General features: G+C 57.0%; 23 protein-coding genes. 6 read left to right on the top strand and 17 right to left on the bottom strand.

The window, feature by feature from the left end; genetic code table 11:
- Positions 1 to 48: 48 nt before the first annotated feature.
- The gene (locus INF68_RS19270) at positions 49 to 2136 is read left to right on the top strand and encodes a YccS/YhfK family putative transporter (protein ID WP_109846134.1); all 2088 of its coding nucleotides are present in this window, start codon (positions 49 to 51) and stop codon (positions 2134 to 2136) included.
- On the opposite strand, the gene INF68_RS19265 is transcribed toward INF68_RS19270, so the two are convergent.
- The 4 genes from INF68_RS19265 to ppiA all read right to left on the bottom strand — a co-directional run bounded on the left by INF68_RS19265 (position 2133) and on the right by ppiA (position 5298).
- Positions 2133 to 3353 (bottom strand): aspartate aminotransferase family protein, encoded by a 1221-nt coding sequence (locus tag INF68_RS19265; RefSeq protein WP_185874194.1) that lies wholly within the window; start codon positions 3351 to 3353, stop codon positions 2133 to 2135. The two genes, INF68_RS19270 and INF68_RS19265, sit on opposite strands and share 4 nt — an antisense overlap.
- A gap of 87 nt (positions 3354 to 3440) precedes the next feature.
- Positions 3441 to 4004 carry an aminodeoxychorismate synthase component 2 gene (pabA, locus tag INF68_RS19260; RefSeq protein ID WP_126786800.1) on the bottom strand — a complete coding sequence of 188 codons (564 nt, stop codon included), beginning with the start codon at positions 4002 to 4004 and terminating at the stop codon, positions 3441 to 3443.
- Between the two features lie 30 nt (positions 4005 to 4034).
- Positions 4035 to 4619, bottom strand: coding sequence for a putative adenosine monophosphate-protein transferase Fic (locus tag INF68_RS19255; protein WP_126786799.1), 585 nt, complete (start codon positions 4617 to 4619; stop codon positions 4035 to 4037).
- A 106-nt stretch (positions 4620 to 4725) separates the two neighbouring features.
- Complete coding sequence (gene ppiA / locus INF68_RS19250) at positions 4726 to 5298, bottom strand: peptidylprolyl isomerase A (RefSeq protein ID WP_014885514.1); 573 nt, start codon at positions 5296 to 5298, stop codon at positions 4726 to 4728.
- Between the two features lie 278 nt (positions 5299 to 5576).
- On the opposite strand from ppiA, the gene tsgA reads away from it, so the two are divergent.
- A complete protein-coding gene (tsgA, locus tag INF68_RS19245) occupies positions 5577 to 6761 on the top strand; it encodes an MFS transporter TsgA (protein WP_039263090.1) in 1185 nt (394 codons plus the stop codon).
- A 3-nt stretch (positions 6762 to 6764) separates the two neighbouring features.
- Here tsgA and INF68_RS19240 read toward each other — a convergent pair whose 3' ends face one another.
- Positions 6765 to 8081: a cytosine deaminase gene (locus tag INF68_RS19240; RefSeq protein WP_109846139.1), complete on the bottom strand. Its 1317-nt coding sequence runs from the start codon at positions 8079 to 8081 to the stop codon at positions 6765 to 6767.
- 239 nt (positions 8082 to 8320) lie between these two features.
- Between INF68_RS19240 and nirB the strand changes: the two genes are divergently transcribed.
- From nirB to INF68_RS19220, 4 genes are all read left to right on the top strand, one after another.
- A complete protein-coding gene (gene nirB, locus INF68_RS19235; RefSeq protein WP_126786798.1) occupies positions 8321 to 10864 on the top strand; it encodes a nitrite reductase large subunit NirB in 2544 nt (847 codons plus the stop codon).
- Positions 10861 to 11187, top strand: a complete 327-nt coding sequence (gene nirD / locus INF68_RS19230) for a nitrite reductase small subunit NirD (protein WP_023309475.1) — start codon at positions 10861 to 10863, stop codon at positions 11185 to 11187. Before nirB ends, nirD begins: the two co-directional genes overlap by 4 nt.
- Before the next feature lie 135 nt (positions 11188 to 11322).
- On the top strand, positions 11323 to 12696 hold the full coding sequence (gene cysG, locus INF68_RS19225) for a siroheme synthase CysG (RefSeq protein ID WP_126786797.1): 1374 nt from the start codon (positions 11323 to 11325) through the stop codon (positions 12694 to 12696).
- 143 nt (positions 12697 to 12839) lie between these two features.
- The gene (locus INF68_RS19220) at positions 12840 to 13010 is read left to right on the top strand and encodes a YhfL family protein (protein WP_047646835.1); all 171 of its coding nucleotides are present in this window, start codon (positions 12840 to 12842) and stop codon (positions 13008 to 13010) included.
- 144 nt (positions 13011 to 13154) lie between these two features.
- Here INF68_RS19220 and trpS read toward each other — a convergent pair whose 3' ends face one another.
- The 12 genes from trpS to INF68_RS19160 all read right to left on the bottom strand — a co-directional run bounded on the left by trpS (position 13155) and on the right by INF68_RS19160 (position 23108).
- Positions 13155 to 14159: a tryptophan--tRNA ligase gene (gene trpS, locus INF68_RS19215; protein ID WP_023309477.1), complete on the bottom strand. Its 1005-nt coding sequence runs from the start codon at positions 14157 to 14159 to the stop codon at positions 13155 to 13157.
- The gene (gene gph / locus INF68_RS19210) at positions 14152 to 14913 is read right to left on the bottom strand and encodes a phosphoglycolate phosphatase (RefSeq protein ID WP_109846144.1); all 762 of its coding nucleotides are present in this window, start codon (positions 14911 to 14913) and stop codon (positions 14152 to 14154) included. Before gph ends, trpS begins: the two co-directional genes overlap by 8 nt.
- Positions 14906 to 15583: a ribulose-phosphate 3-epimerase gene (rpe, locus tag INF68_RS19205; RefSeq protein WP_024907923.1), complete on the bottom strand. Its 678-nt coding sequence runs from the start codon at positions 15581 to 15583 to the stop codon at positions 14906 to 14908. Before rpe ends, gph begins: the two co-directional genes overlap by 8 nt.
- 41 nt (positions 15584 to 15624) lie before the next feature.
- A complete protein-coding gene (gene dam / locus INF68_RS19200; RefSeq protein WP_126786796.1) occupies positions 15625 to 16437 on the bottom strand; it encodes an adenine-specific DNA-methyltransferase in 813 nt (270 codons plus the stop codon).
- A 67-nt stretch (positions 16438 to 16504) separates the two neighbouring features.
- Positions 16505 to 17791 (bottom strand): cell division protein DamX, encoded by a 1287-nt coding sequence (gene damX / locus INF68_RS19195; RefSeq protein WP_126786795.1) that lies wholly within the window; start codon positions 17789 to 17791, stop codon positions 16505 to 16507.
- Positions 17792 to 17883: 92 nt separating this feature from the next.
- Positions 17884 to 18972: a 3-dehydroquinate synthase gene (aroB, locus tag INF68_RS19190; protein WP_023309482.1), complete on the bottom strand. Its 1089-nt coding sequence runs from the start codon at positions 18970 to 18972 to the stop codon at positions 17884 to 17886.
- 57 nt (positions 18973 to 19029) lie between these two features.
- Positions 19030 to 19551, bottom strand: coding sequence for a shikimate kinase AroK (gene aroK / locus INF68_RS19185; protein ID WP_003861630.1), 522 nt, complete (start codon positions 19549 to 19551; stop codon positions 19030 to 19032).
- A gap of 286 nt (positions 19552 to 19837) precedes the next feature.
- Positions 19838 to 21061 carry a DNA uptake porin HofQ gene (hofQ, locus tag INF68_RS19180; RefSeq protein ID WP_227412914.1) on the bottom strand — a complete coding sequence of 408 codons (1224 nt, stop codon included), beginning with the start codon at positions 21059 to 21061 and terminating at the stop codon, positions 19838 to 19840.
- A complete protein-coding gene (locus INF68_RS19175; RefSeq protein ID WP_109846148.1) occupies positions 20988 to 21392 on the bottom strand; it encodes a HofP DNA utilization family protein in 405 nt (134 codons plus the stop codon). The genes hofQ and INF68_RS19175 overlap by 74 nt, the downstream gene beginning before the upstream one ends.
- Positions 21382 to 21837 (bottom strand): HofO, encoded by a 456-nt coding sequence (locus tag INF68_RS19170; RefSeq protein ID WP_126786794.1) that lies wholly within the window; start codon positions 21835 to 21837, stop codon positions 21382 to 21384. Before INF68_RS19170 ends, INF68_RS19175 begins: the two co-directional genes overlap by 11 nt.
- Positions 21838 to 21840: 3 nt before the next feature.
- The gene (locus tag INF68_RS19165; RefSeq protein ID WP_126786793.1) at positions 21841 to 22335 is read right to left on the bottom strand and encodes a PilN domain-containing protein; all 495 of its coding nucleotides are present in this window, start codon (positions 22333 to 22335) and stop codon (positions 21841 to 21843) included.
- Positions 22332 to 23108 (bottom strand): DNA utilization protein HofM, encoded by a 777-nt coding sequence (locus tag INF68_RS19160; protein WP_126786792.1) that lies wholly within the window; start codon positions 23106 to 23108, stop codon positions 22332 to 22334. Before INF68_RS19160 ends, INF68_RS19165 begins: the two co-directional genes overlap by 4 nt.
- Positions 23109 to 23175 lie beyond the last annotated feature (67 nt).

The raw sequence follows: 23175 nt of genomic DNA, 5'->3' as shown, positions 1-23175 counted from the left end.
AACGGCGTGCCATCGCAAGGTGTCACGCCGTTTTTGTCTCTATTCCCCATGTGGCGCAGGCTGATCTATCACCCGGAAGTTAACTACGCACTGCGGCAAACGCTGGTGTTGTGTCTTCCTGTGGCCATAGGCCTGATCCTCGGACATCTTCAGCAAGGCCTGCTGTTTTCCCTCGTGCCCGCCTGCTGCAACATCGCCGGTCTGGACACGCCGCATAAGCGCTTTTTCAAACGCCTGATCGTTGGTGGCTGCCTGTTTGCCGGCTGTAGCCTCGCCGTACAGCTGTTACTGGCTCGTGATATCCCGCTGCCGCTGATCCTGACCGTGCTGGCGATGACCCTCGGCGTCACGGCGGAAATCAGTTCGCTGCACGCCCGCCTGCTTCCCGCCTCGCTGATTGCGGCCATTTTCACGCTGAGCCTCGCCGGGAACATGCCGGTGTGGGAGCCGCTGCTGATCTACGCTCTGGGGACATTATGGTACGGGCTGTTTAACTGGTTTTGGTTCTGGCTGTGGCGGGAGCAGCCTCTGCGTGAATCCCTGAGCCTGCTCTATGTGCAGCTTGCGGATTACTGCGAGGCCAAATATACCCTGCTCACCCAGCATACCGACCCGGAAAAATCCTTACCGCCGCTGCTGACGCGCCAGCAGAAGGTGGTGGATCTCATAAGCCAGTGCTATCAGCAGCTGCATATGCTCGCCGCCAACAAGAACCACGAATACAAACGGCTGCTGCGCACCTTCCAGGTCGGGCTGGATCTGCAGGAGCACATCTCCGTAAGCCTTCACCACCCGCAGGAGGTGCAAAAGCTGGTCGAGCGCAGCCACGCCGAAGCGGTGATCCGCTGGAACGCACAAACTGTGTCCGCACGTCTGCGCGTGCTGGCCGATGATATTCTCTACCACCGCTACCCGACGCGCTTTAACATGGACAAGCAGCTGGGCGCGCTGGAGAAAATCGCCCGTCAGCATCCCGATAACCCGGTCGGCCAGTTTGCCGCCTGGCACTTCAGCCGCATTGCCCGCGTGTTGCGCACGCAGCGCCCGCTTTATTCCCGCGACCTGATGGCGGATAAGCAGAAACGGCTGCCGTTATTGCCCGCGCTCAAAAGCTATCTTTCTCTTAAATCGTCCGCCCTGCGCAACGCCGCAAGGATCAGCGTGATGCTCAGTACCGCCAGCCTGATGGGCATGGCACTGCACCTGCCGAAACCGTACTGGATCTTAATGACCGTGCTGTTTGTCACCCAGAACGGCTACGGCGCCACGCGGGTGCGTATTCTGCATCGGGCTGGCGGAACGATGGCCGGGCTGATCATTGCGGGCGTAACGCTGCACTTCCACGTGCCGGAAGGCTATACCCTGGCAGGGATGCTGGCGATTACGCTGGTGAGTTATCTGATTATCCGCAAAAACTACGGCTGGGCGATGGTGGGCTTTACGGTGACGGCGGTATATACCCTGCAGCTGCTCACGCTCAATGGCGAACAGTTTATTGTCGCCAGGCTGATTGATACCCTGATCGGCTGCCTGATTGCCTTCGGCGGCATGGTCTGGCTGTGGCCGCAGTGGCAGAGCGGGCTGCTGAGGCAGAACGCCCACGACGCGCTGGAAGCGGATCAGGAGGCCATCAGGCTAATCCTCAGCGACAATCCTCAACCGACGCCGCTGGCCTGGCAGCGGATGAAGGTCAACCAGGCGCACAACGCCCTGTTTAACTCGCTCAACCAGGCGATGCAGGAGCCGGGCTTTAACTCGCACTATCTGGCAGATATGAAGCTCTGGGTGACGCACAGCCAGTTTATCGTCGAGCACATTAACGCTATGACCACGCTGGCGCGCGAGCACACGATGCTGACGCCGGATCTGGCGCAGCGCTATTTGCAGTCGTGTGAAATTGCGTTGCAGAGGTGTCAGCAGCGTCTGGAGTATGACGCGCCGGGCGAGTCGGGCGACTCAAATATTCTGGAAGCGCCGGAGACGTTAACCCACGGGCCAATGAGCACGCTGGAGCAGCATTTGCAGCGCGTTCTGGGGCATCTGAACACCATGCACACCATTTCGTCGGTGGCATGGCGTCAGCGTCCGCATCACGGCATTTGGTTAACGCGCCGGTTAAAGCGAACCGAGTATTAGCCTTTAACGATCTTCGCGACCGCCGAGGCAAAGCGGGTTAACCCCTCTTCGATGTCTTTATCTTCTACCACCAGCGACGGCGCAAAGCGCATCACGTCCGGCCCGGCATTGAGTACCATCACCCCTTCGTGCGCGGCGGCGTGCAGGAAGTCGCGCGCGCGACCTTTGTACTGCGGCTTCAGCTCGGCGCCAATCAACAGCCCCATCCCACGGATTTCGCTGAACACGTCGTACTGTTCATCAATCTTTTGCAGGTGTTTTACGAACAGCTCGCGCTTCGCGCTCACGGCGTTCAACACCTCCGGCGTGTTGATAATGTCGAATGCGGCGCCCGCCACGGCGGTCGCCAGCGGGTTACCGCCGTAGGTAGAGCCGTGAGAGCCGACGTGGAACGCGGAGGCGATCTCCTGCGTCGTCAGTACCGCACTCACCGGGAAACCACCGCCGAGCGCTTTGGCGCTGGTCAGGATGTCCGGCGTCACGCCGTAGTGCATATAAGCGAACAGATCGCCGGTACGCCCCATCCCGCACTGCACTTCATCAAAGACCAGCAGCGCCTGATGTTCGTCGCACAGCTCGCGCAGCCCTTTCAGGAATTCCGGAGTTGCCGCCGTCACGCCGCCTTCCCCCTGGATCGGCTCAACGACTACCGCGCAGGTGTGGTCGTCCATGACCGCTTTCACCGCGTGTAGATCGTTAAACGGTACGTGGACGATGTCGGCCGGTTTAGGGCCAAACCCGTCGGAATACTTCGGCTGGCCGCCAACGGAGACGGTAAAGAAGGAGCGTCCGTGGAAGGCATTATGGAAGGCGATGATTTTGGTTTTGTACGGGCTGTAGCGCGTTGTCGCGTAGTAGCGCGCCAGCTTAAAGGCCGTTTCGTTGGCTTCGGTGCCGGAGTTCATAAACAGCACGCGCTCGGCAAAGGTCGCATCAATGATTTTGCGGCCCAGGCGCAGCGCCGGTTCGTTGGTGAACACGTTGCTGGTGTGCCACAGGGTTTCGCCCTGGGTTTTCAGCGCCTCAACCAGCGCGGGATGGCAATGGCCCAGCGCCGTGACCGCAATACCGCCCGCGAAATCCACATACTCTTTCCCCTGCTGATCCCAGACGCGGCTGCCCTTTCCCTTCACCGGGATAAACTCAGCCGGTGCATAAATCGGCAGGATCACTTCATCGAATGTCGCGCGGGTTATTGCTGGTTGTTCAGTTGCCATGTCATGACCATCCATTTTTATGTCACAGTTATTGTGAAAATATAATCACAAAATATGCATAAAAAATCACAACAAGGCAACAGATATTCAGCGATTGAGGAAATTTGCCAGCAGCGCGTGCCCCTGCTCGCTGAGGATGCTTTCCGGGTGGAACTGCACGCCTTCGAGGTCCCATTCGCGGTGGCGAATCCCCATGATCTCCTGCGTATCGCTCCAGGCGGTCACCTCAAAGCAGTCGGGCAGGGTCGACGGGTCAATCACCAGGGAATGGTAGCGCGTCACGGTTAACGGGTTATTGAGCCCCGTGAATACCCCGGTGCCGGCGTGGGTGACCGGAGAGGTTTTACCATGCATCACTTTGGCAGCGCGCACGATGGTGGCACCAAACGCCTGGGCAATCGCCTGATGGCCCAGACAGACGCCCAGGATCGGCAGCTTGCCTGCATAGTGCTGAATAACATCCAAAGAAATACCCGATTCCGACGGCGTACACGGCCCAGGAGAAATCACGATTTTCTGCGGAGCCAGCATCCCGATATCGTCCAGTCCGATCTCGTCGTTACGGCGGACAACCACCTCTGCGCCCAGTTCACAAAAATACTGGTAAAGGTTCCAGGTGAAGGAATCGTAGTTATCAATCAGCAGAATCATGGCGGCTCCCGAAAAAAATGCCGCCCTATTCTACTCAGATTCCCGCGCTTCGCTCACTACTTTGGCAAAGATAGCGTTTAGCGCGGTTAAATCTCCCGTTTCGCCGCTTCGGTTAGCCGCCACCCACTGGTCGGGATCGATATCGCGCCAGTCCAGCGAGTAGCCCGCGTGGAGCGCCAGCTGCTCGAAGAAAACGCGTTGGGCAATACCGTTGCCGCGCATAAACGGATGCAGCATGTTGATTTCGCAGTAATAGTGGCTAACCCGGTCAACAAACGCCGCTTTCTCAAGACCCACGAGATACTTTTCGCCTTCCAGCGCCGCCATCAGCTCGTTACCCATCTTCTCGATGTATTCGAAATGGCAGAAAGGAATGTCACCCTTAAAAATATCGTCAGTGCGTAACTCGCCTGCCCGCTTCATCTCGCTGCGGTACAAATGACGATGAATAAGGCACAGATGGGGCAACCCGGGCGCGGAAGGCCCAAGCTCCAGCGTCTCAATATGGGGCTCTGAGGGACCATTACCTTTTTCAAGGAGACAACTGGCCTGTAAATTGACGTTACGCTGCTGTTCCCAGAGACGGGATTTTTGCTTGTCGGTGAGCTTTTTCACTTAACGCCTCCCTGAATAGTCCGTTTGCCACAAGTATAAGCAGCAAAACGCGCTTTCGCAGGGAGGGTTACAGAATGCGGGCAGGAGAAGCCCGCGTTCAGAAGAATTACGGCAGAACTTTTGCGGAGAGGATAACCACCGGTTTTGACGGCACATTCTGATACGGACCGACGTCGTGAGTAGGCACCTGAGAAATCTTGTCGGCGACGTCCATCCCTTTCACAATTTTACCGAAAACGGCATAGCCGAAGTCGCGCTGACCGTGGTCGAGGAAGGCATTATCCGCCACGTTGAGGAAGAACTGGCTGGTCGCGCTGTCTTTGTCCGCGGTACGCGCCATAGAGATCGTGCCGCGCTTGTTCAGCAGGCCGTTATCCGCTTCGTTTTTGATTGGCGGGTTCGGCTGTTTCTGCTGCATCTGCTCGTTGAAGCCGCCGCCCTGAATCATGAAGCCCGGGATCACGCGGTGGAAAGTGGTGTTGTTATAGAAACCGCTGTTCACATAGTCGAGGAAGTTTTTCACAGAAACCGGAGCTTTCTGGCTATTCAGTTCCAGCTCAATATTCCCGGCGGAGGTGGTCAGCAGAACGTGAGGGTCCCCTTTTGCTGCCAGCGCAGCAGGGGAAACGGCAGAAAGAGCAAACACAGCTGCGACAGCCGCCAGTGTTGATTTGAGCATGAGAATTCCTTAACAAAGCGCAGTATAAAAAGCGAATGGCTTGATTCTAAAGAGCAGTATGAACGGAGACCAGCCTTTTACCTAATTTTACGAAATTGAAACAGTTGTAACCGCGCAAACGGTTGGCTTTAGCGCCATTTTGTGTGATCGAGATCACACAAAAACATGCAATGAAGTTCTAATTTCTCTTAAAAGATATGAATAGATCACTTTAATGTCTAAAATCTGCCCGCTCTCAGCGCCCCCCGGGCGCTTTTCTTTTTCTGAACAGGCCAGACATGACTAACAGCAATCGCATCAAGCTCACATGGATCAGCTTCTTCTCCTACGCCCTGACCGGCGCGTTGGTGATCGTCACCGGGATGGTGATGGGGAATATCGCAGACTACTTCCAGCTGCCCGTTTCCAGCATGAGTAACACCTTTACCTTCCTCAACGCGGGGATCCTGATCTCTATCTTCCTGAATGCCTGGCTGATGGAAATCGTCCCGCTGAAAACCCAGCTGCGCTTTGGCTTTGTGCTGATGGTTGCCGCCGTGGCGGGCCTGATGCTGAGCCACAGCATCGCCCTGTTCTCCGCCGCCATGTTCGTGCTGGGTCTGGTCAGCGGGATCACCATGTCGATCGGTACGTTCCTGATTACCCATATGTATGAAGGCCGCCAGCGCGGCGCGCGCCTGCTGTTTACCGACTCCTTCTTCAGCATGGCCGGAATGATTTTCCCGATGGTCGCGGCCGTTCTGCTGGCGCGCAGCATTGAGTGGTACTGGGTCTATGCCTGCATCGGCCTGGTCTACGTGGCGATCTTTATTCTGACCTTCGGCTGTGAGTTCCCGGTGCTGGGCAAGAAAGCGCAAACCACCGCAGAGCCTGTTGCGAAAGAAAAGTGGGGCATCGGCGTGCTGTTCCTCTCCATCGCCGCGCTGTGTTACATCCTGGGCCAGCTGGGCTTTATCTCCTGGGTACCGGAGTACGCTAAAGGTCTGGGCATGAGCCTGAACGATGCGGGTAAACTGGTGAGCGATTTCTGGATGTCTTACATGTTCGGCATGTGGGCGTTTAGCTTCATCCTGCGCTTCTTCGACCTGCAGCGCATTCTGACCGTGCTGGCCGGGCTGGCGACCGTGCTGATGTACCTGTTCATCAACGGTTCACCGGAGCATATGCCGTGGTTCATTCTGACCCTGGGCTTCTTCTCCAGCGCCATTTATACCTCGATCATCACCCTGGGCTCTCTGCAGACCAAAGTGGCCTCGCCGAAGCTGGTTAACTTCGTCCTGACCTGCGGCACCATCGGCACCATGCTGACCTTCGTGGTCACTGGCCCGATCGTGGCCCACAGCGGTCCGCTGGCGGCGCTGCACACCGCGAACGGCCTGTATGCCGTGGTATTTATCATGTGCTTCGTTCTGGGCTTCGTGACCCGCCACCGCCAGCACAACGCGGCAGCAGCGTCTCACTAACCCCTACGCCCCTTTGCGCTCGGCAGAGGGGCTGTTTCTGGCAAAACTTACCTCTTCTCCTCCGATATCCATCTGGATCCACGTCTGCGCCAGCTGCGTCGTGGCGATCACCCGTCCCTGACGAATCGACCAGCGCACCGGCACCTGACAGCGCACCGCTTCAAACCCGCTCTCGGCAGGCAGAATAATCAGGTTCGCCGGGTTACCTGTCTTAATGCCGTAATCGCTCAGGCCGAAGGTACGGGCGCTGTTATGGGTGATGAGATTCAGGCCGCTGTCGATTTGCGGATAGCCCATCATCTGACAGACGTGCAGCCCCATATGCAGCACCTGCAGCATGTTGCCGGTGCCGAGCGGGTACCACGGGTCGAAGACGTCGTCATGACCGAAGCAGACGTTAATGCCCGCTTCCTGCAGCTCTTTCACCCGGGTGATGCCGCGGCGCTTCGGATAGTCATCAAAGCGCCCCTGCAGGTGGATATTGACCAGCGGATTAGCGACGAAGTTAATTCCCGACATTTTCAGCAGACGGAACAGCCGCGAGGTGTACGCGCCGTTGTAGGAGTGCATGGCGGTGGTGTGGCTGGCCGTCACGCGCGGGCCGATGCCGGCCTCATACGCCAGCGCTGCCACCGTCTCGACAAACCGCGACTGCTCGTCGTCGATTTCATCGCAGTGGATATCCAGCGGACGGTCATACTTCTTCGCCAGTTCAAAAGCGATATGCAGCGACTGTACGCCATACTCGCGGGTGAACTCGAAGTGCGGGATCGCCCCCACCACGTCGGCCCCCAGCTTTAACGCCTCTTCCAGCAGCGCCGCGCCGTTCGGGTAAGAAAGAATACCTTCCTGCGGGAAAGCGACGATTTGCAGCGTCACCCACGGGGCAACCTCCTGCTTCACCTCCAGCATCGCCTTCAGGGCGGTGAGCGTCGGGTCGGAGACATCCACATGAGTACGGACAAACTGGATGCCGTTGGCAATTTGCCACTTCAGCGTTTTCCAGGCGCGCGCTTTAACATCCTCATGGCTGAGCAACGCCTTGCGCTCCGCCCAGCGCTCAATGCCTTCGAACAGCGTGCCGGACTGGTTCCAGTTCGGCTCACCCGCGGTCTGGGTCGTATCAAGATGAATATGCGGCTCAATGAACGGCGGAATAGCAAGCCCGCCGCGCGCGTTCAATACTTCATAACTTTCGGCGTGGGTGTCATCCATCGGGGTGATGTCACCAAATCGCCCGTTCTCAATGGCGAGCTGCCACAGCCCTTCCCGACCCGGTAAACGAACATTCTGAACAAGCCATAACGGTGTTGTAGACATACCCTTCCCCTAAAAAACGCCGCTGATATTCAGGCGTATCGATTTTGGCAAAACCGCCCCTGATTTGTACACAAATTCAACGAGCGCGAAAAACCTGCGATTTCCGCCACTTATAAAAATCCTGACAAATCAGCCATATACCACCTAAGGAGTAGGCGAAGACGTATTTGATTTGCATCAATAAGCGCCCCTGCTGAATCGTTAAGGTAGGCAATAATAGAAAAGAAATCGAGGCAATAATGAGCAAAGTCAGACTCGCTATCATCGGTAACGGCATGGTCGGCCACCGCTTTATTGAGGATCTTCTCGATAAGGCCGATGCTGAGCAGTTCGATATTACCGTGTTCTGTGAAGAACCCCGCAAGGCGTACGACCGTGTGCACCTGTCTTCCTACTTCTCCCATCATACCGCCGAAGAGCTCTCTCTGGTGCGCGAAGGTTTCTACGAGAAGCATGGCGTAAAAGTGCTGGTGGGCGAACGCGCTATCACCATCAATCGTCAGGAAAAAGTGATCCACTCCAGCGCGGGGCGTACGGTTTTTTACGACAAGCTGATCATGGCGACGGGCTCCTATCCGTGGGTCCCGCCGATCAAAGGCTCGGAAACTCAGGATTGCTTCGTCTACCGTACCATTGAAGACCTCAACGCCATCGAATCCTGCGCCCGTCGCAGCCGTCGCGGCGCGGTCGTCGGCGGCGGTCTGCTGGGCCTGGAAGCGGCAGGCGCGCTGAAAAACCTCGGCGTTGAAACCCACGTCATCGAATTTGCCCCGATGCTGATGGCCGAACAGCTGGACCATATGGGCGGTGACCAGCTGCGTCGTAAAATCGAAAGCATGGGCGTGAAGGTTCACACCAGCAAGAACACCAAAGAGATCGTTCAGGAAGGGACTGAAGCGCGCAAAACCATGCGCTTTGCCGACGGCAGCGAGCTGGAAGTGGACTTCATCGTCTTCTCCACCGGTATTCGTCCGCGCGACAAGCTGGCGACCCAGTGCGGTCTGGCCGTGGCGCAGCGCGGCGGGATCATGATCAACGACGCCTGCCAGACCTCCGATCCGGATATCTACGCGATTGGCGAATGCGCCAGCTGGAATAACCGCGTCTACGGTCTGGTGGCGCCGGGCTACAAAATGGCGCAGGTCGCCGTGGACCATATCCTCGGCAGCGAAAACGCGTTTACCGGTGCAGACATGAGCGCCAAGCTGAAGCTGCTGGGCGTGGACGTGGGCGGTATTGGCGATGCGCATGGCCGCACGCCCGGCGCTCGCAGCTATGTCTATCTCGACGAAAGCAAAGAAGTCTACAAACGCCTCATTGTCAGCCAGGACAACAAAACCCTGCTCGGTGCGGTGCTGGTGGGCGATACCAGCGACTTCGGCAACCTGCTCCAGCTGGTGCTGAACGCCATCGAACTGCCGGAAAACCCGGACGCGCTGATCCTCCCGGCGCACGCGTCCAGCGGCAAGCCGTCTATCGGCGTGGATAAACTGCCGGACAGCGCGCAGATTTGCTCCTGCTTCGACGTCACCAAAGGCATGCTGATCTCCGCCATCAACAAAGGCTGCCACACCGTGGCGGCACTGAAAGCCGAAACCAAAGCCGGTACCGGCTGCGGCGGCTGTATTCCGCTGGTCACTCAGGTGCTGAACGCCGAGCTGGCGAAACAGGGCATCGAAGTGAACAACAACCTGTGCGAGCACTTCGCGTATTCTCGCCAGGAGTTGTACCACCTGATCCGCGTGGAGGGCATTAAGTCCTTCGACGAACTGCTGGCGAAGCACGGCCAGGGCTACGGCTGCGAAGTCTGTAAACCGACCGTCGGCTCCCTGCTGGCCTCCTGCTGGAACGAGTACGTGCTCAAGCCCGAGCATACGCCGCTGCAGGACACCAACGATAACTTCCTGGCCAACATCCAGAAAGACGGCACCTACTCCGTTATTCCACGTTCCGCTGGGGGCGAAATTACGCCGGAAGGGCTGGTGGCCGTGGGCCGTATTGCCCGTGAATTTAACCTGTACACCAAAATCACCGGCTCCCAGCGTATCGGCCTGTTTGGCGCGCAGAAAGACGATCTGCCGGAAATCTGGCGTCAGCTCATTGAAGCCGGCTTCGAAACCGGCCACGCGTACGCCAAAGCGCTGCGCATGGCGAAAACCTGTGTGGGCAGCACCTGGTGCCGCTACGGCGTCGGCGACAGCGTGGGCTTCGGCGTGGAGCTGGAAAACCGCTACAAAGGCATCCGCACCCCGCACAAAATGAAGTTTGGCGTCTCCGGCTGTACCCGCGAATGTGCGGAAGCGCAGGGTAAAGACGTGGGGCTCATCGCCACCGAGAAGGGCTGGAACCTCTACGTCTGCGGTAACGGCGGGATGAAGCCACGCCACGCGGACCTGCTGGCGGCAGATCTCGATCGCGACACGCTGATTCAGTATCTCGACCGCTTCATGATGTTCTATATCCGCACCGCCGATAAGCTGACCCGTACCGCCTCCTGGCTCGATAACCTGGAAGGCGGCATCGATTACCTGAAATCGGTGATCATCGACGACAAGCTGGGCCTGAACGAGCACCTGGAAGCGGAGATGGCGCGCCTGCGCGAGGCGGTGATCTGCGAATGGACGGAAACCGTCCACACCCCGGCGGCGCAGACGCGCTTCAAACACTTCATCAACAGCGCCCAGCGCGACCCGAACGTACAGGTTGTGCCGGAGCGTGAACAGCATCGTCCGGCGACACCGTATGAACGAATTCCGGTCACGCTGGTGGAGGAAAACGCATGAGCCAGTGGATAAACATTTGCGATATTAACGACATCATCCCGGCAACCGGCGTATGCGCGTTGCTGGGAAGCGAGCAGGTTGCGATTTTCCGCCCTCGCCACGATGAACAGGTTTTTGCCATCAGCAATATCGACCCGTTCTTCGAGGCCAGCGTGCTCTCCCGCGGACTGATTGCCGAGCATCAGGGCGAACTGTGGGTCGCCAGCCCGCTGAAAAAGCAGCGTTTCCGCTTAAGCGACGGATACTGCATGGAAGATGAGAGTCATTCAGTGAAGCACTATGATGTCCGCGTGAAGGACGGCAAGGTGCAGCTGAAAGGCTAATCCTCCGCCTTTTCAATACGAAAAGCTTATGACCCCTTATGGGTAACGGCAGGAAAAACCGTATGTTTTGTACGATTCCTGCTGTTATCCTGACGTCAATTCTTACCCCCTCCATGAAAGCTGCGAGGTAACGTCGTGGATCACCTGCCGATTTTCTGTCAATTACGCAACCGCGACTGCCTGCTCGTGGGCGGCGGCGACGTGGCTGAACGCAAAGCCCGCCTGCTGTTAGAGGCTGGCGCCCGGCTCACCGTCAACGCCCTCACCTTCGCCCCACAGTTTGAGGTCTGGGCCCAGGAAGGGATGCTCACGCTGGAACAGGGTGAGTTTAATGAATCTCTGCTCGATACCTGCTGGCTGACGATTGCCGCGACGGATGATGATGAAGTGAACCTGCGCGTCAGCGACGCCTGCGAAGTGCGCCGAATCTTCTGCAACGTGGTGGATGCGCCGAAAGAGGCCAGCTTTATCATGCCGTCGATTATCGACCGCTCGCCGTTGATGATTGCGGTATCGTCCGGCGGACGCTCGCCGGTTCTCGCCCGCCTGCTGCGGGAAAAGCTGGAGGCCGTGCTGCCGCAGCACCTTGGTCAGATTGCCCATTACGCCGGGCAGCTCCGCTCCCGCGTGAAGCAAACCTTCTCGACCGTTGGCGAGCGCCGTCGCTTCTGGGAAAAATTCTTTGTGAACGACAGGCTGGCGCAGTCGCTGGCGAATCAGGACACCAAAGCCGTTGAAGAGACGACCGAACAGCTGCTGAGCGAGCCGCTGGACCATCGCGGCGAAGTGGTGCTGGTGGGCGCAGGCCCCGGCGATGCAGGCTTGCTGACGCTGAAAGGGCTACAGCAGATCCAGCAGGCCGATACCGTGGTTTACGATCGCCTGGTCTCCGATGACATCATGAACCTGGTCCGCCGCGATGCCGACCGCGTCTTCGTGGGCAAACGGGCGGGCTATCACTGCGTGCCGCAGGAGGAGATTAACCAGATCCTGCTGCGCGAGGCGCAGAAAGGTAAGCGCGTGGTGCGCCTTAAGGGTGGCGATCCTTTTATCTTTGGTCGCGGCGGCGAGGAGCTGGAAACCCTGTGTGACGCGGGCATTCCGTTCTCCGTGGTGCCGGGCATTACTGCGGCATCCGGCTGCTCAGCTTACTCTGGCATTCCGCTGACCCACCGCGACTATGCCCAGAGCGTGCGTCTTGTGACGGGCCATCTGAAAACCGGCTGCGAGCTGGACTGGCATAACCTGGCCGCGGAAAAGCAGACGCTGGTCTTCTACATGGGGCTGAACCAGGCCGCGACGATTCAGGCGAAGCTGCTGGAGCACGGCATGGAGGCTGATATGCCGGTTGCGCTGGTGGAAAACGGTACGTCCATCAAGCAACGCGTGGTGAATGGTGTACTGACGCAGCTCGGCGAGCTGGCGCAGCAGGTCGAAAGCCCGGCGCTGATTGTGGTGGGTCGCGTGGTTGAGTTGCGCGATAAGCTGAACTGGTTCTCAAATCACTAACGCATATTCTTCCTTTGCGGAGTAGTCCTTATGCGGACTACTCCCCTCTTACCGCTGTCGATAACATACCGCCCCGAAGTGGAATTCCTCCCTTTATTCCCTTGATTTACATCCAACTTTCGTTTTTAAGACAAGGAATGCGTATGTTCAAACTGGCAAAAGCCGCCGTTCTGGTTGGCCTGTTATCGACTCTGACTGCCTGTACCGGTCATGTACAGAACACCAAAAATAACTGCAGCTACGATTACCTGCTGCATCCGGCGATCTCCATTTCGAAGATCATCGGTGGCTGCGGCCCGGCGGCGGAGCAGTAAGCGTATTTCAGGCGTAAAAAAAACCGGGATATCCCGGTTTTTTTGTTTAGGGAAGTGCGGCCTGATGCCCTCACCCTGCCCCTCTCCCACAGGGAGAGGGAACAAACCCTAAAAACGGTAACGTGGTTACCGTTTTGCTTTTACCTACGGTTTACCCACAAACCCAATCGCTTCGTACACCGCTTTCAGGGTTTCGGACGCGCGCGCGCTGGCTTTTTCCGCGCCGTCTTTCATCACCTTCTGCAGGAAAGCTTCGTCGTTACGGTAGCGGTGATAACGCTCCTGCAGCTCAGTCAGCATGCCGGAAACGGCGTCTGCCACTTCACCTTTCAGGTGGCCGTACATCTTGCCTTCGAAGTGTTTTTCCAGTTCAGGGATGCTTTGGCCAGTCACGCCGGAGAGGATATCCAGCAGGTTGGAAACGCCCGCTTTGTTCTGCACGTCGTAGCGCACCACAGGCGGCTCGTCGGAGTCGGTGACCGCGCGCTTGAGCTTTTTGACGACGGATTTCGGATCTTCCAGCAGGCCGATAACGTTGTTGCGGTTATCGTCAGACTTGGACATCTTCTTGGTCGGCTCCAGCAGCGACATCACGCGCGCGCCGGACTTCGGAATAAACGGCTCTGGCACTTTGAAAACATCGCCGTAAATCGCGTTAAAGCGCTGGGCGATATCGCGGCTCAGCTCCAGATGTTGCTTCTGGTCTTCACCTACCGGCACCTGGTTGGTTTGATACAGCAGGATGTCTGCCGCCATCAGCACCGGATAGTCGAACAGGCCGGCGTTGATGTTCTCAGAGTAGCGCGCGGATTTATCCTTGAACTGGGTCATGCGGCTCAGCTCGCCGAAATAGGTGTAGCAGTTCAGCGCCCAGCCCAGCTGCGCGTGCTCAGGCACGTGAGACTGAACGAAAATGGTACTCTTCTCAGGATCGATGCCGCAGGCCAGGTACAGCGCCAGGGTGTCCAGGGTGGCTTTACGCAGCTTCTCAGGATCCTGACGCGCGGTAATCGCATGGAGATCGACGATGCAGTAAATGCAATGGTACTCATCCTGCATGCTGACCCACTGACGTAACGCACCCATGTAGTTACCAATGGTCAATTCACCTGAAGGCTGTGCGCCACTAAAAACGATGGGCTTAGTCATTATTTAATTCCTGATGTTCACTGTGCGAAAGCCCGAGTGCGGGCAACAAATCTTTGAAGTGGTCGAAGACCACATCCGGCTCACTTAGCGTGATGGCTTCACCGTAGTTGTAGCCATAGGTTAATCCGACGGAAGGACTCCCTGCCGCTCGGGCAGCCAGAATATCATTGCGCGAATCCCCAACAAAGAGCAGCTCCGCAGGGGTTAAGGATAATTTTCCTGCCACCAGCAACAGCGGTTCCGGATGCGGCTTTTTGTTCTGCACGTCGTCGCCGCCCACAATCACGGAGAAATATTTAGCGATATCGAGCGCTTCCAGCAGAGGCGCAACAAACGGCGTCGGTTTGTTGGTCACCAGCCCCAGCGGAATGCCCTTCGCGTGCAGCGCGCTCAGCGTTTCCTGAACGTCCGGGAACAGGAAACTGCCCTCCTCGACGGTCTCTTCATAGAAACGATCGAACAGTTTGCGCAGAATCCGCAGCTGCTCATCCTTAGGGATGTCAGCGTGGTCAACGCTCGGTTTACCCTGCGCGGAACGCTGCGACGCGCGCTCCTGGCGAGCCCACGTCAACGCGCGCTCCATCAGAACATCGGCGCCGTTGCCAATCCAGGTTACTACGCGCTCTTCACCCGCAACGGGGAGTTCAAGTGCATACAGCGCCTGGTCTACGGCGCTCGTTAAGCCCGGCGCGCTGTCGACCAGCGTGCCGTCGAGGTCGAATGCCACACCCCGAATTGCCTGCAATTTATCCATGACTTACCTTCGCCAGCTCACGGCGCATTTCATCAATGACTTTTTTGTAATCCGGTTGGTCGAAAATTGCCGAACCTGCAACGAACATATCCGCGCCCGCTGCCGCAATTTCACCAATGTTATTCACTTTCACCCCGCCGTCCACTTCCAGGCGAATATCGTAACCTGACTCATCAATGCGACGGCGCACTTCACGCAGCTTATCCAGCGTGTGGGGAATGAATGACTGACCGCCGAAACCCGGGTTAACGGACATCAGCAGAATCACGTCCAGCTTGTCCATGACATAGTCGAGATAGCTCAGCGGCGTGGCCGGGTTAAACACCAGGCCCGCTTTACAGCCGTTCTCTTTGATCAGCTGCAGCGTGCGGTCCACGTGTTCAGAGGCTTCCGGATGGAAAGTGATGATGCTGGCACCCGCTGCGGCGAAATCAGGCACGATGCGATCAACAGGCTTCACCATCAGGTGAACGTCGATCGGCGCGGTAATGCCATAGTTGCGTAATGCCTTGAGCACCATTGGGCCAATGGTCAGGTTAGGGACGTAGTGGTTGTCCATAACGTCGAAATGGACAACATCTGCGCCAGCCGCGAGAGCTTTGGCGGTGTCTTCACCCAGGCGGGCAAAATCGGCCGACAGAATTGAGGGAGCAATCAAAAACTGTTTCATCCGCTTCTCCTTGAAATGTGTTTACCGGCGGGCAAAACGGCTCAGGGGCGATAAAGAGCCAGAAGTTCGTCCACCTTTTTACGTGTGCCGCCGTTGCTGCTAATGCTACGCCGCACTTTGACCTGAAAATGCTTCGCGGCTTTATACCATTCGCGCGTATCAGGCGTGTCGTGATTCGAAATTAACACCGGAATTCTTTTGCTGACCAGCTTTTCCGCCATCTCCGCCAGACGAGCCTGTTCGGCCGGGCTGAAGCTGTTGGTGTGATAAGCGGTGAAATTCGCCGTTGCAGACAGTGGTGCGTAAGGCGGGTCACAGTAAACCACCGAGTTTACGACTGCCAGTTCCATACATTCTTCATAGGAGAGGCAATGAAACTCTGCGTTCTGCGCTTTTTCGGCAAAGTGATACAGCTCGTCCTGCGGGAAATACGGGCGCTTATAGCGACCAAACGGCACGTTAAATTCCCCGCGCAGGTTATAGCGGCACAGGCCGTTGTAACCATGACGGTTGAGATAGAGGAACAGCAGCGCTCTGCGGAACGGATCCTGGCTCTGATTAAACTCAGTGCGGAACTGGTAGTAAACGTCCGGGTGATTATTCTCCGGCGTAAACAGTTTGCGCGCCTCTGCGACATACTCTTCGGTACGCAGCTTAACAATGTTATAGAGGCTGATAAGGTCGTTGTTGATATCCGCCAGGATATAACGAGAAAAATCGGTGTTGAGGAACACCGATCCCGCACCCACGAAAGGCTCGATTAGACACTCGCCTTTTGGCAGGTGCTTTTTAATATCATCGAGCAGGGGGTATTTCCCCCCAGCCCATTTCAGAAAAGCGCGATTTTTTTTCATGCTGACTAACTGATTACACCTTCTCCGGCTGTGGAGAAAGCTCCGACAGCATCCTGCGCTTTAAACATTACTTCAGATCGGCCTGAACCTGATGAATCGGCTTCGCCCAGGGATTTTTTGCCTGAACATCAGCTGGCAGTGCCGCTACGGCACGTTTCGCTTCATCTTTGGACGAATAAACGCCGCTGACCAGCACATACCACGGTTGACCGTTGCGGGTCGTCTGATAAACAACGTAGTTTTTCAGATTTGATTTCTTCGCCCAACCGTTGAGGTTGTCATAGTTAGACGAACTGCTCAGCTGCAGCGTGTAGTTGCTGGATGGCGCAGACTTCAGCGAGCCCACGTTACCTGCCGTTTTGCCTGCTGCGGCGCTGGAGGCTGCTGGAGCTGTTGCTGCAGGTGCCGCTGTGGTCGCCGTTGCTTTCGGCGCGGTCTGAGTGACTGACGCTTTAGCAGGCTCGCTCACCGCAGCCGTTTCGGTGTGTTTCGGCTGTGCCGGTACGGCTTTCACTTCAGGCGCTTTGACGACTGCCTGAGGTTTGGTTTCACGCTTAGGCTCAATGACCGCCTGCTTACGTTCAGGACGCGTCGCAGTTTGCGTCTGGCGCGGTTTGGTTTCCGTCGCAGCCGTTTGTGGCTGAGCGTTACCACCGCGAATCGGGGCAACGGTTGCCGGCTCAGTTGGCAGCGTAGAGTTAACCACGACGTTATCAACCTGCTGCTGGTTCTGCGGCTGCGTCAGCGCATTGTTCAGATCTCCCTGAACTTCTACGCGCTGCTGGCCTTCAGGCGTAGCAGGTGCCTGACCCTGAGCAGGGGTTGAAGAAACGGGCGGTAGAGAAACATCCTGTGGCGCTGTGGTGTTACCTGCGGTCTGCTCTGCGGAAGTCGCTCCCGGCGCTGGCTGTGCGCCATTCGCCTGATTGGACGCATCGTTACCGGAAAGGTTGATGCTCTTCTCAGCGGAAGCAGTTTGCTCGGTTGAGTTCGTTGACGGTGCTTTAAGCGCGGAGCCAATGCCGACAATCAACAGCACAAGCACCAGAACGCCAAGGCCCATCATAATGTACTGGCGGGAAGCCGGTTTCGGCGCAGCGGCTTTTTTACGTTTACGTGGGCGACGCTCTACAGGCTGTTCGTCCATTGAATCTTCTTCGGACTCATAATCCTCTTCTGCTCGCTCTTCGTGCGCGTTGCGGCTGCGCGAAGGGCGACGATCGTCTGCATCCAGATCAACATCGTCAAAGTTGATCTGCGGCTCGTTATCACGTTCTGAAGATTGACGAGAACGACCAGTACGACGATCGCTGGGATCGGGTTTCAGCTCGTCTTCTGGTTTGAATTCATCCATTTAACACCCCACTCAAAGGCTTATGCCAACGACTTTGCATTTCACCTGAAGCTAAACGACCACATGCGACAGTGGCCTGACCTTTCTAGTTGTTACGCCTGCTGACAATCAGCGATAGCGCCAAGAACGACATCGTGCGGCACTCCGCCGCGCACTTCACTCTTCCCTATTGCAAGCGGGAGTACAAGACGCATCTCACCTGCCAATACTTTTTTATCGCGCATCATGTGGGGTAAATACGCCTGCGCCGACATCTCCTGCGGCCCGGTTACCGGCAAACCTGCACGTTCAAGCAGCGCAATGATGCGCGCCGTCTCTTCAGGTTTAAACTGCCCCAGACGTTCAGAGGTGCGGGCTGCCATGACCATTCCGGCCGCGACGGCCTCACCGTGCAGCCAGTTGCCGTAACCCATCTCGGCTTCAATCGCGTGACCAAACGTATGCCCAAGATTCAGTAAAGCACGTAAGCCCGTTTCACGCTCGTCTGCTGCAACAACTTCTGCTTTCAGTTCACAACAACGACGAATGCAGTATGCCAGTTTAGCCTCATCCAGGCACAGCAGCGCATCCATATTCTCTTCAAGCCAGCTAAAGAACTCGCCATCAAGAATAATGCCGTATTTGATCACTTCCGCCAGACCAGAAGCCAGTTCGCGCTTCGGCAGCGTTTTCAGACAGTCGAGATCCACCACCACCGATGCGGGCTGGTAGAACGCGCCAATCATGTTTTTGCCGAGCGGATGGTTGACTGCCGTTTTGCCACCCACAGAGGAGTCGACCTGGGACAGCAACGTGGTCGGGATTTGAATAAAACGGACGCCACGTTGATAGCTTGCGGCCGCAAAGCCGGTCAGATCGCCCACAACACCGCCGCCCAGGGCAAGCAGTGTTGTATCGCGACCGTGCGGTTTTTGCAGCAATGCGGTAAAGACGGTATCCAGTACCGTCAGGCTTTTATACTGCTCGCCATCGGGGAGAATCACACTGTCGACTTTTACGCCCGCCTGCTCAAGCAGGTGGCGTACGCGGTCGAGATAAAGCGGAGCCAGCGTCTCATTGGTGACCAGCATCGCCTGATCACCCGCTTTCAGTGGTAAAAAGGAAGCTGGGTCGTTAAACAAACCAGCCGCGATGGTGATAGGGTAACTACGTTCCCCGAGAGTAACTGTAATCCTCTCCATGACGCGACATCCACCTTTAATGCTTTTACCCGCAGGCGAGTGTATATAAAGCCAGAATCAGTTGCTTTCCAGCATATGAATAATCTGGTTTGCAACCACTTTAGCGCTCTGGTCGTCAGTACGAATGGTCACGTCGGCAATCTCTTCATACAGCGGATTGCGTTCATCGGCCAACGCTTCCAGAACTTCGCGTGGTGGCGTTTCAACCTGCAGCAGCGGGCGCTTTTTATCGCGCTGCGTACGTGCCAGCTGTTTCTCGATGGTCGTCTCAAGATAGACCACTACGCCACGGGCGGAGAGACGGTTACGGGTTTCGCGAGATTTCACAGAACCGCCGCCTGTTGCCAGAACGATGCCCTGTTTTTCCGTGAGTTCGTTGATCACTTTTTCTTCTCGGTCACGGAAACCTTCTTCGCCTTCTACATCGAAAACCCAGCCCACATCAGCTCCGGTTCGTTTCTCAATCTCTTGATCAGAATCGTAAAATTCCATATTGAGTTGTTGAGCTAACTGACGCCCAATAGTGCTTTTGCCGGCACCCATAGGCCCAACCAGAAAGATATTGCGTTTCTCTGCCATTTTATCGGTACTACTAAGACTATTCGTTAATGGTAATCCCCGCTTCGCAGACACCCAGCGTAGCAGGACATGAACTGAAACCTCATATGCAATAGAGCGAGAGTCAGACTAAAAATTATCTCAATACTCCGGCTTGTTTGGCAACTGATTAAATCACCGCGTCGGGCGCATAAGGTAATAAGACGTAAGTCCAACTCAAATCGGTACTCCTTGTATGCTAATTCATGCCCCACGTCAAACATCTGCAACAAACTGACTGCAAAATCATTGCGGGGATCGTTACCCGTCAGCGAATACCGACCAGACGTGGTGTAATAAACACCACTAGCTCGCGCCGTTCATTATCCTTACCATCGTGGCGAAAAAGCTGTCCAAGCCAGGGGATTTTCCCCAGCCCCGGCACGCTGTCGCTGCCGGTTTTGTTCTTCTGCGAAAAAATTCCGCCCAACGCCAGCGTTTCTCCACTTTTTACCTCCACCTGGGTTTCTATCTCCTGTTTGTCGATCGCCAGCGTTTCGCCGTCAGCCTGCTGCAGAATCTGTCCCGGCATATTTTCGCTGATGTGCAATTTCAGGCGCACGCGCCCACCCGGTAAGACCACCGGTGTGACCTCCATTCCTAATACCGCCTCTTTAAACTCAACGGAGGTTGCCCCGCTTTCACCGCTTGAGACCTGATACGGGATTTCACTCCCCTGCTTGATGCTGGCCGGCTGCATATGCGAGGCCAGCAGTCGCGGGCTGGCGATGATATCGACCTGCTGTTTTTGCTCCAGCGCAGAGAGCTCCAGATCCAGCAGCCGACCATTGATCCGTCCGATGTTAAAACCCACATGACTGGTGGCACTGGCGACGGAAAGATCGCTGCCAAGCGTGGTGAGCTGACCAACCTTGCCCGCGTCGGCGGCGTCGGCGAGATTCCACTTCACCCCCAGCTCACGCAGGCTTTTTTCATTAATGGTCACAATATGCGCCGCCAGCTCGACCTGTTCGACGGGAATATCCATCTGAGCGGCCCAGCGCTGCAGCGTCTCCACCACCGTCTGGTTATCCCGAATCAGCAGCCGGTTGGTGCGTTTGTCGAGAGACAAACTTCCCTTGGGGCTCAGGAGCTTTTCCGCGTCTTTTTGCAGCTCTCCGGCATCGGCATAGGAAAAAGCGATGCTGTGAGACACCAGCGGCGCCTCAAGCTGTCGACGCGTTCGCTCCTGTTCTGAGCGCTCCTGCTGTTCACGCTGCCAGGCCGCGGTATGAACATAAAAAATGCCGCCCTCCTCTCGCAAAACAAGGCCAGCGCTGGTGACAACCGTCTGTAACGCTTGACGCCAGGGGACGCGCGTCAGGTTGAGCGAAAGCGTGCCGCCGACGTCAGGCGATATCACCAGATTTCGGTTCTCCTGTGCAACCAGGCTCTGCAGCACCTGGACTACAGGCACGTCATCCACCACCAGCGTGACCGGTTTTGGCACGGCGGCCCACAGCGGATGGCTGAACGTCAGCAGCCACAGCATTATCCGTAAATTCATTCTTATTCGTTCCTTCTCGTTGCCACGTCCATTTTCCTGGTTCACATGTGTCACCCACATCAACAACCAGTTCCGTTTCATTGACGGCTGTTATCGTCCAGCCCGCAGGGAAGCGTTCATGTGTTTTCAGCCGGTACCAGCGCTTTTGCCCATCCTGTAAAATGCCGATAGCCTGCTGTCCTACCACCATGCCGCGGTAGCGCCACTGCGCCAGCTCGCCTATGGCGCAGGGATCGTCCGGCGGGCGAAACGGATCGCGCATGCCGGTCAAAAGCAGCGCTGAGCAAACCAGCAAATATCGCGCGCTATTTCGCATGTTCCAGCTCCAGCCGCAGGCGCAACGCTGTACCTTGTGGTGCAATCGCGAAAGCGGCGATCTGCACATCCCGCTGCGCCAGCCGGGAAAAAAGCGCCGGGAGAGCCTGCCACTCCACCTCCAGCATCAGTTCCCCTCCGTTCTGCAGCGGCTTCCAGTGAACCAGCGTCGCGTTATCGCCCTGAAAATCGAGCGGGGAAAACGCCGTCAGCGCCAGTGTGTCCGTTGTTTCCGGACGAAACGGCCCCTTTCTGACGGCAGGCCATAACGCCGCGTTCGTCCTTGCGTCCTGAATCATCTGTCGCTGTCGTTCAGCACACTGCCTGTCTAGCGGTCTGAGCAAGGTGCCCCACGCGGCCAGTCCTGCCAGGAGGCTCCCCAGACACCAAAAAAGCACCCGATACCAGGGACGGCTTTCGCACCAGCGTTCTAACAGGGTATCCATGCGTTACCCCTCGCTTTTAAGATGGAGGGTGAACATCCACCGCCCCTGGCTGTCCTGCCGAAGCTCTCCCGCCGTTCCGGGCGTAAAACCCGCTATTTGGCCCAGCGCATCGCGCAGAGCTGACAGGGCTGGCAGGGTTATGGCATACCCGGTCAACGTCAGAGCAGGAGGCTGATAGCGAAGCTCTGTCAGCCAGACCTGTGAAGGAGTGACGCGGGAAAGGGACTCCAGCACCGGTTGCCATGCGCGTCGTTGAAGGGTCTGCGCTGGCTTCTGCGCCTGTGAGGCGAGTTTCTGCCGGGAGGCAAGCGCGTGCTGCACGGTCTGCGTTCCCGTCAGCTCCGTTTGCAGCGCGTGCAGCCTCATAAGAGGGTTTATCCGCAGGCAGAAAATGATCGCGAACATTAACAGCACGGTGCCGACACACATTACGCCCCAGAAGCGCAGGCATCGCGCGCGCCGCTGCTGTCGCCAGGGCAGAAAGTTCATGATGCTCATCCGGGCACCTCGCTCATGGCCAACGCCAGCGCAACGGTATAATCAGCGCCGCAGTCCGGTAGCGGGGCATGGCAGCGTTCCAGGATTTCCCACGGATCACGTCGGGTATCAAACAGCGCGATGTCATCCGAACCAAGCCCCAGCAGCGCTGAAAGCTCAGACACGTTTTCGGCTTCTGTGGTAATGCGGCGTCCCCACTGGTGGCGCATCGCCCACAGCCACTGCCGATCGTCCCGCCAGGCGACGCACGTCGCTGGCGCCACCGCGGGAAGAAGATTCGCCAGCGCGCTGGCATCCGGCGTAATGGCCACCAGCCGCAAACGCAGCGTTTTCGCCAGCGCCAGTAGGGTGTCGATCTCGTTGTTTTGCGCGGCGGTCACCTGAAAGGTATTGCTGAAGGTATCCTGCGCGTAATCGAAACAGAGCGTATCAGCAGACATCTCCAGTTCGCGCGCGAGCGCCGCACCAAGCCATGAGAGCTGCTCGCTGTCGCGCAGCGCAACGGTCGGGCGGGGGAGCGCCCGTTGCAGAGTGCGTGCTGCCGGGAAAGAGAGGAATACCCGATGGTAGTGCGGCAGCGTTTTGCGCCAGTCGCGTAACGCATCAACCAGCTGTTCTGGCTGACAAATTTTGCCGTCACGAATGATGCCCTCGTCCAGAGGAATCGCCCACCAGCGGCGCATGCACCAGCCCAACTTCTCCCGGGCCAGGGCGACGATCAGCACCCTATCCTGTTGAATATGAACGCCCGTTTGCCATATTTTGAAAGCCATGCTTCACGATCTCCTTATCGCCCGTCGGGTTGACGGCTATATCAATGAATCAGGCTTGCCTTTATAC

Source organism: Enterobacter cloacae complex sp. P16RS2, assembly GCF_014982155.1.
Classification (GTDB): domain Bacteria; phylum Pseudomonadota; class Gammaproteobacteria; order Enterobacterales; family Enterobacteriaceae; genus Enterobacter; species Enterobacter cloacae_M.
Note: the sequence above shows the minus strand (reverse complement) of the source record. Positions and strands in the feature narration are given on the sequence as shown.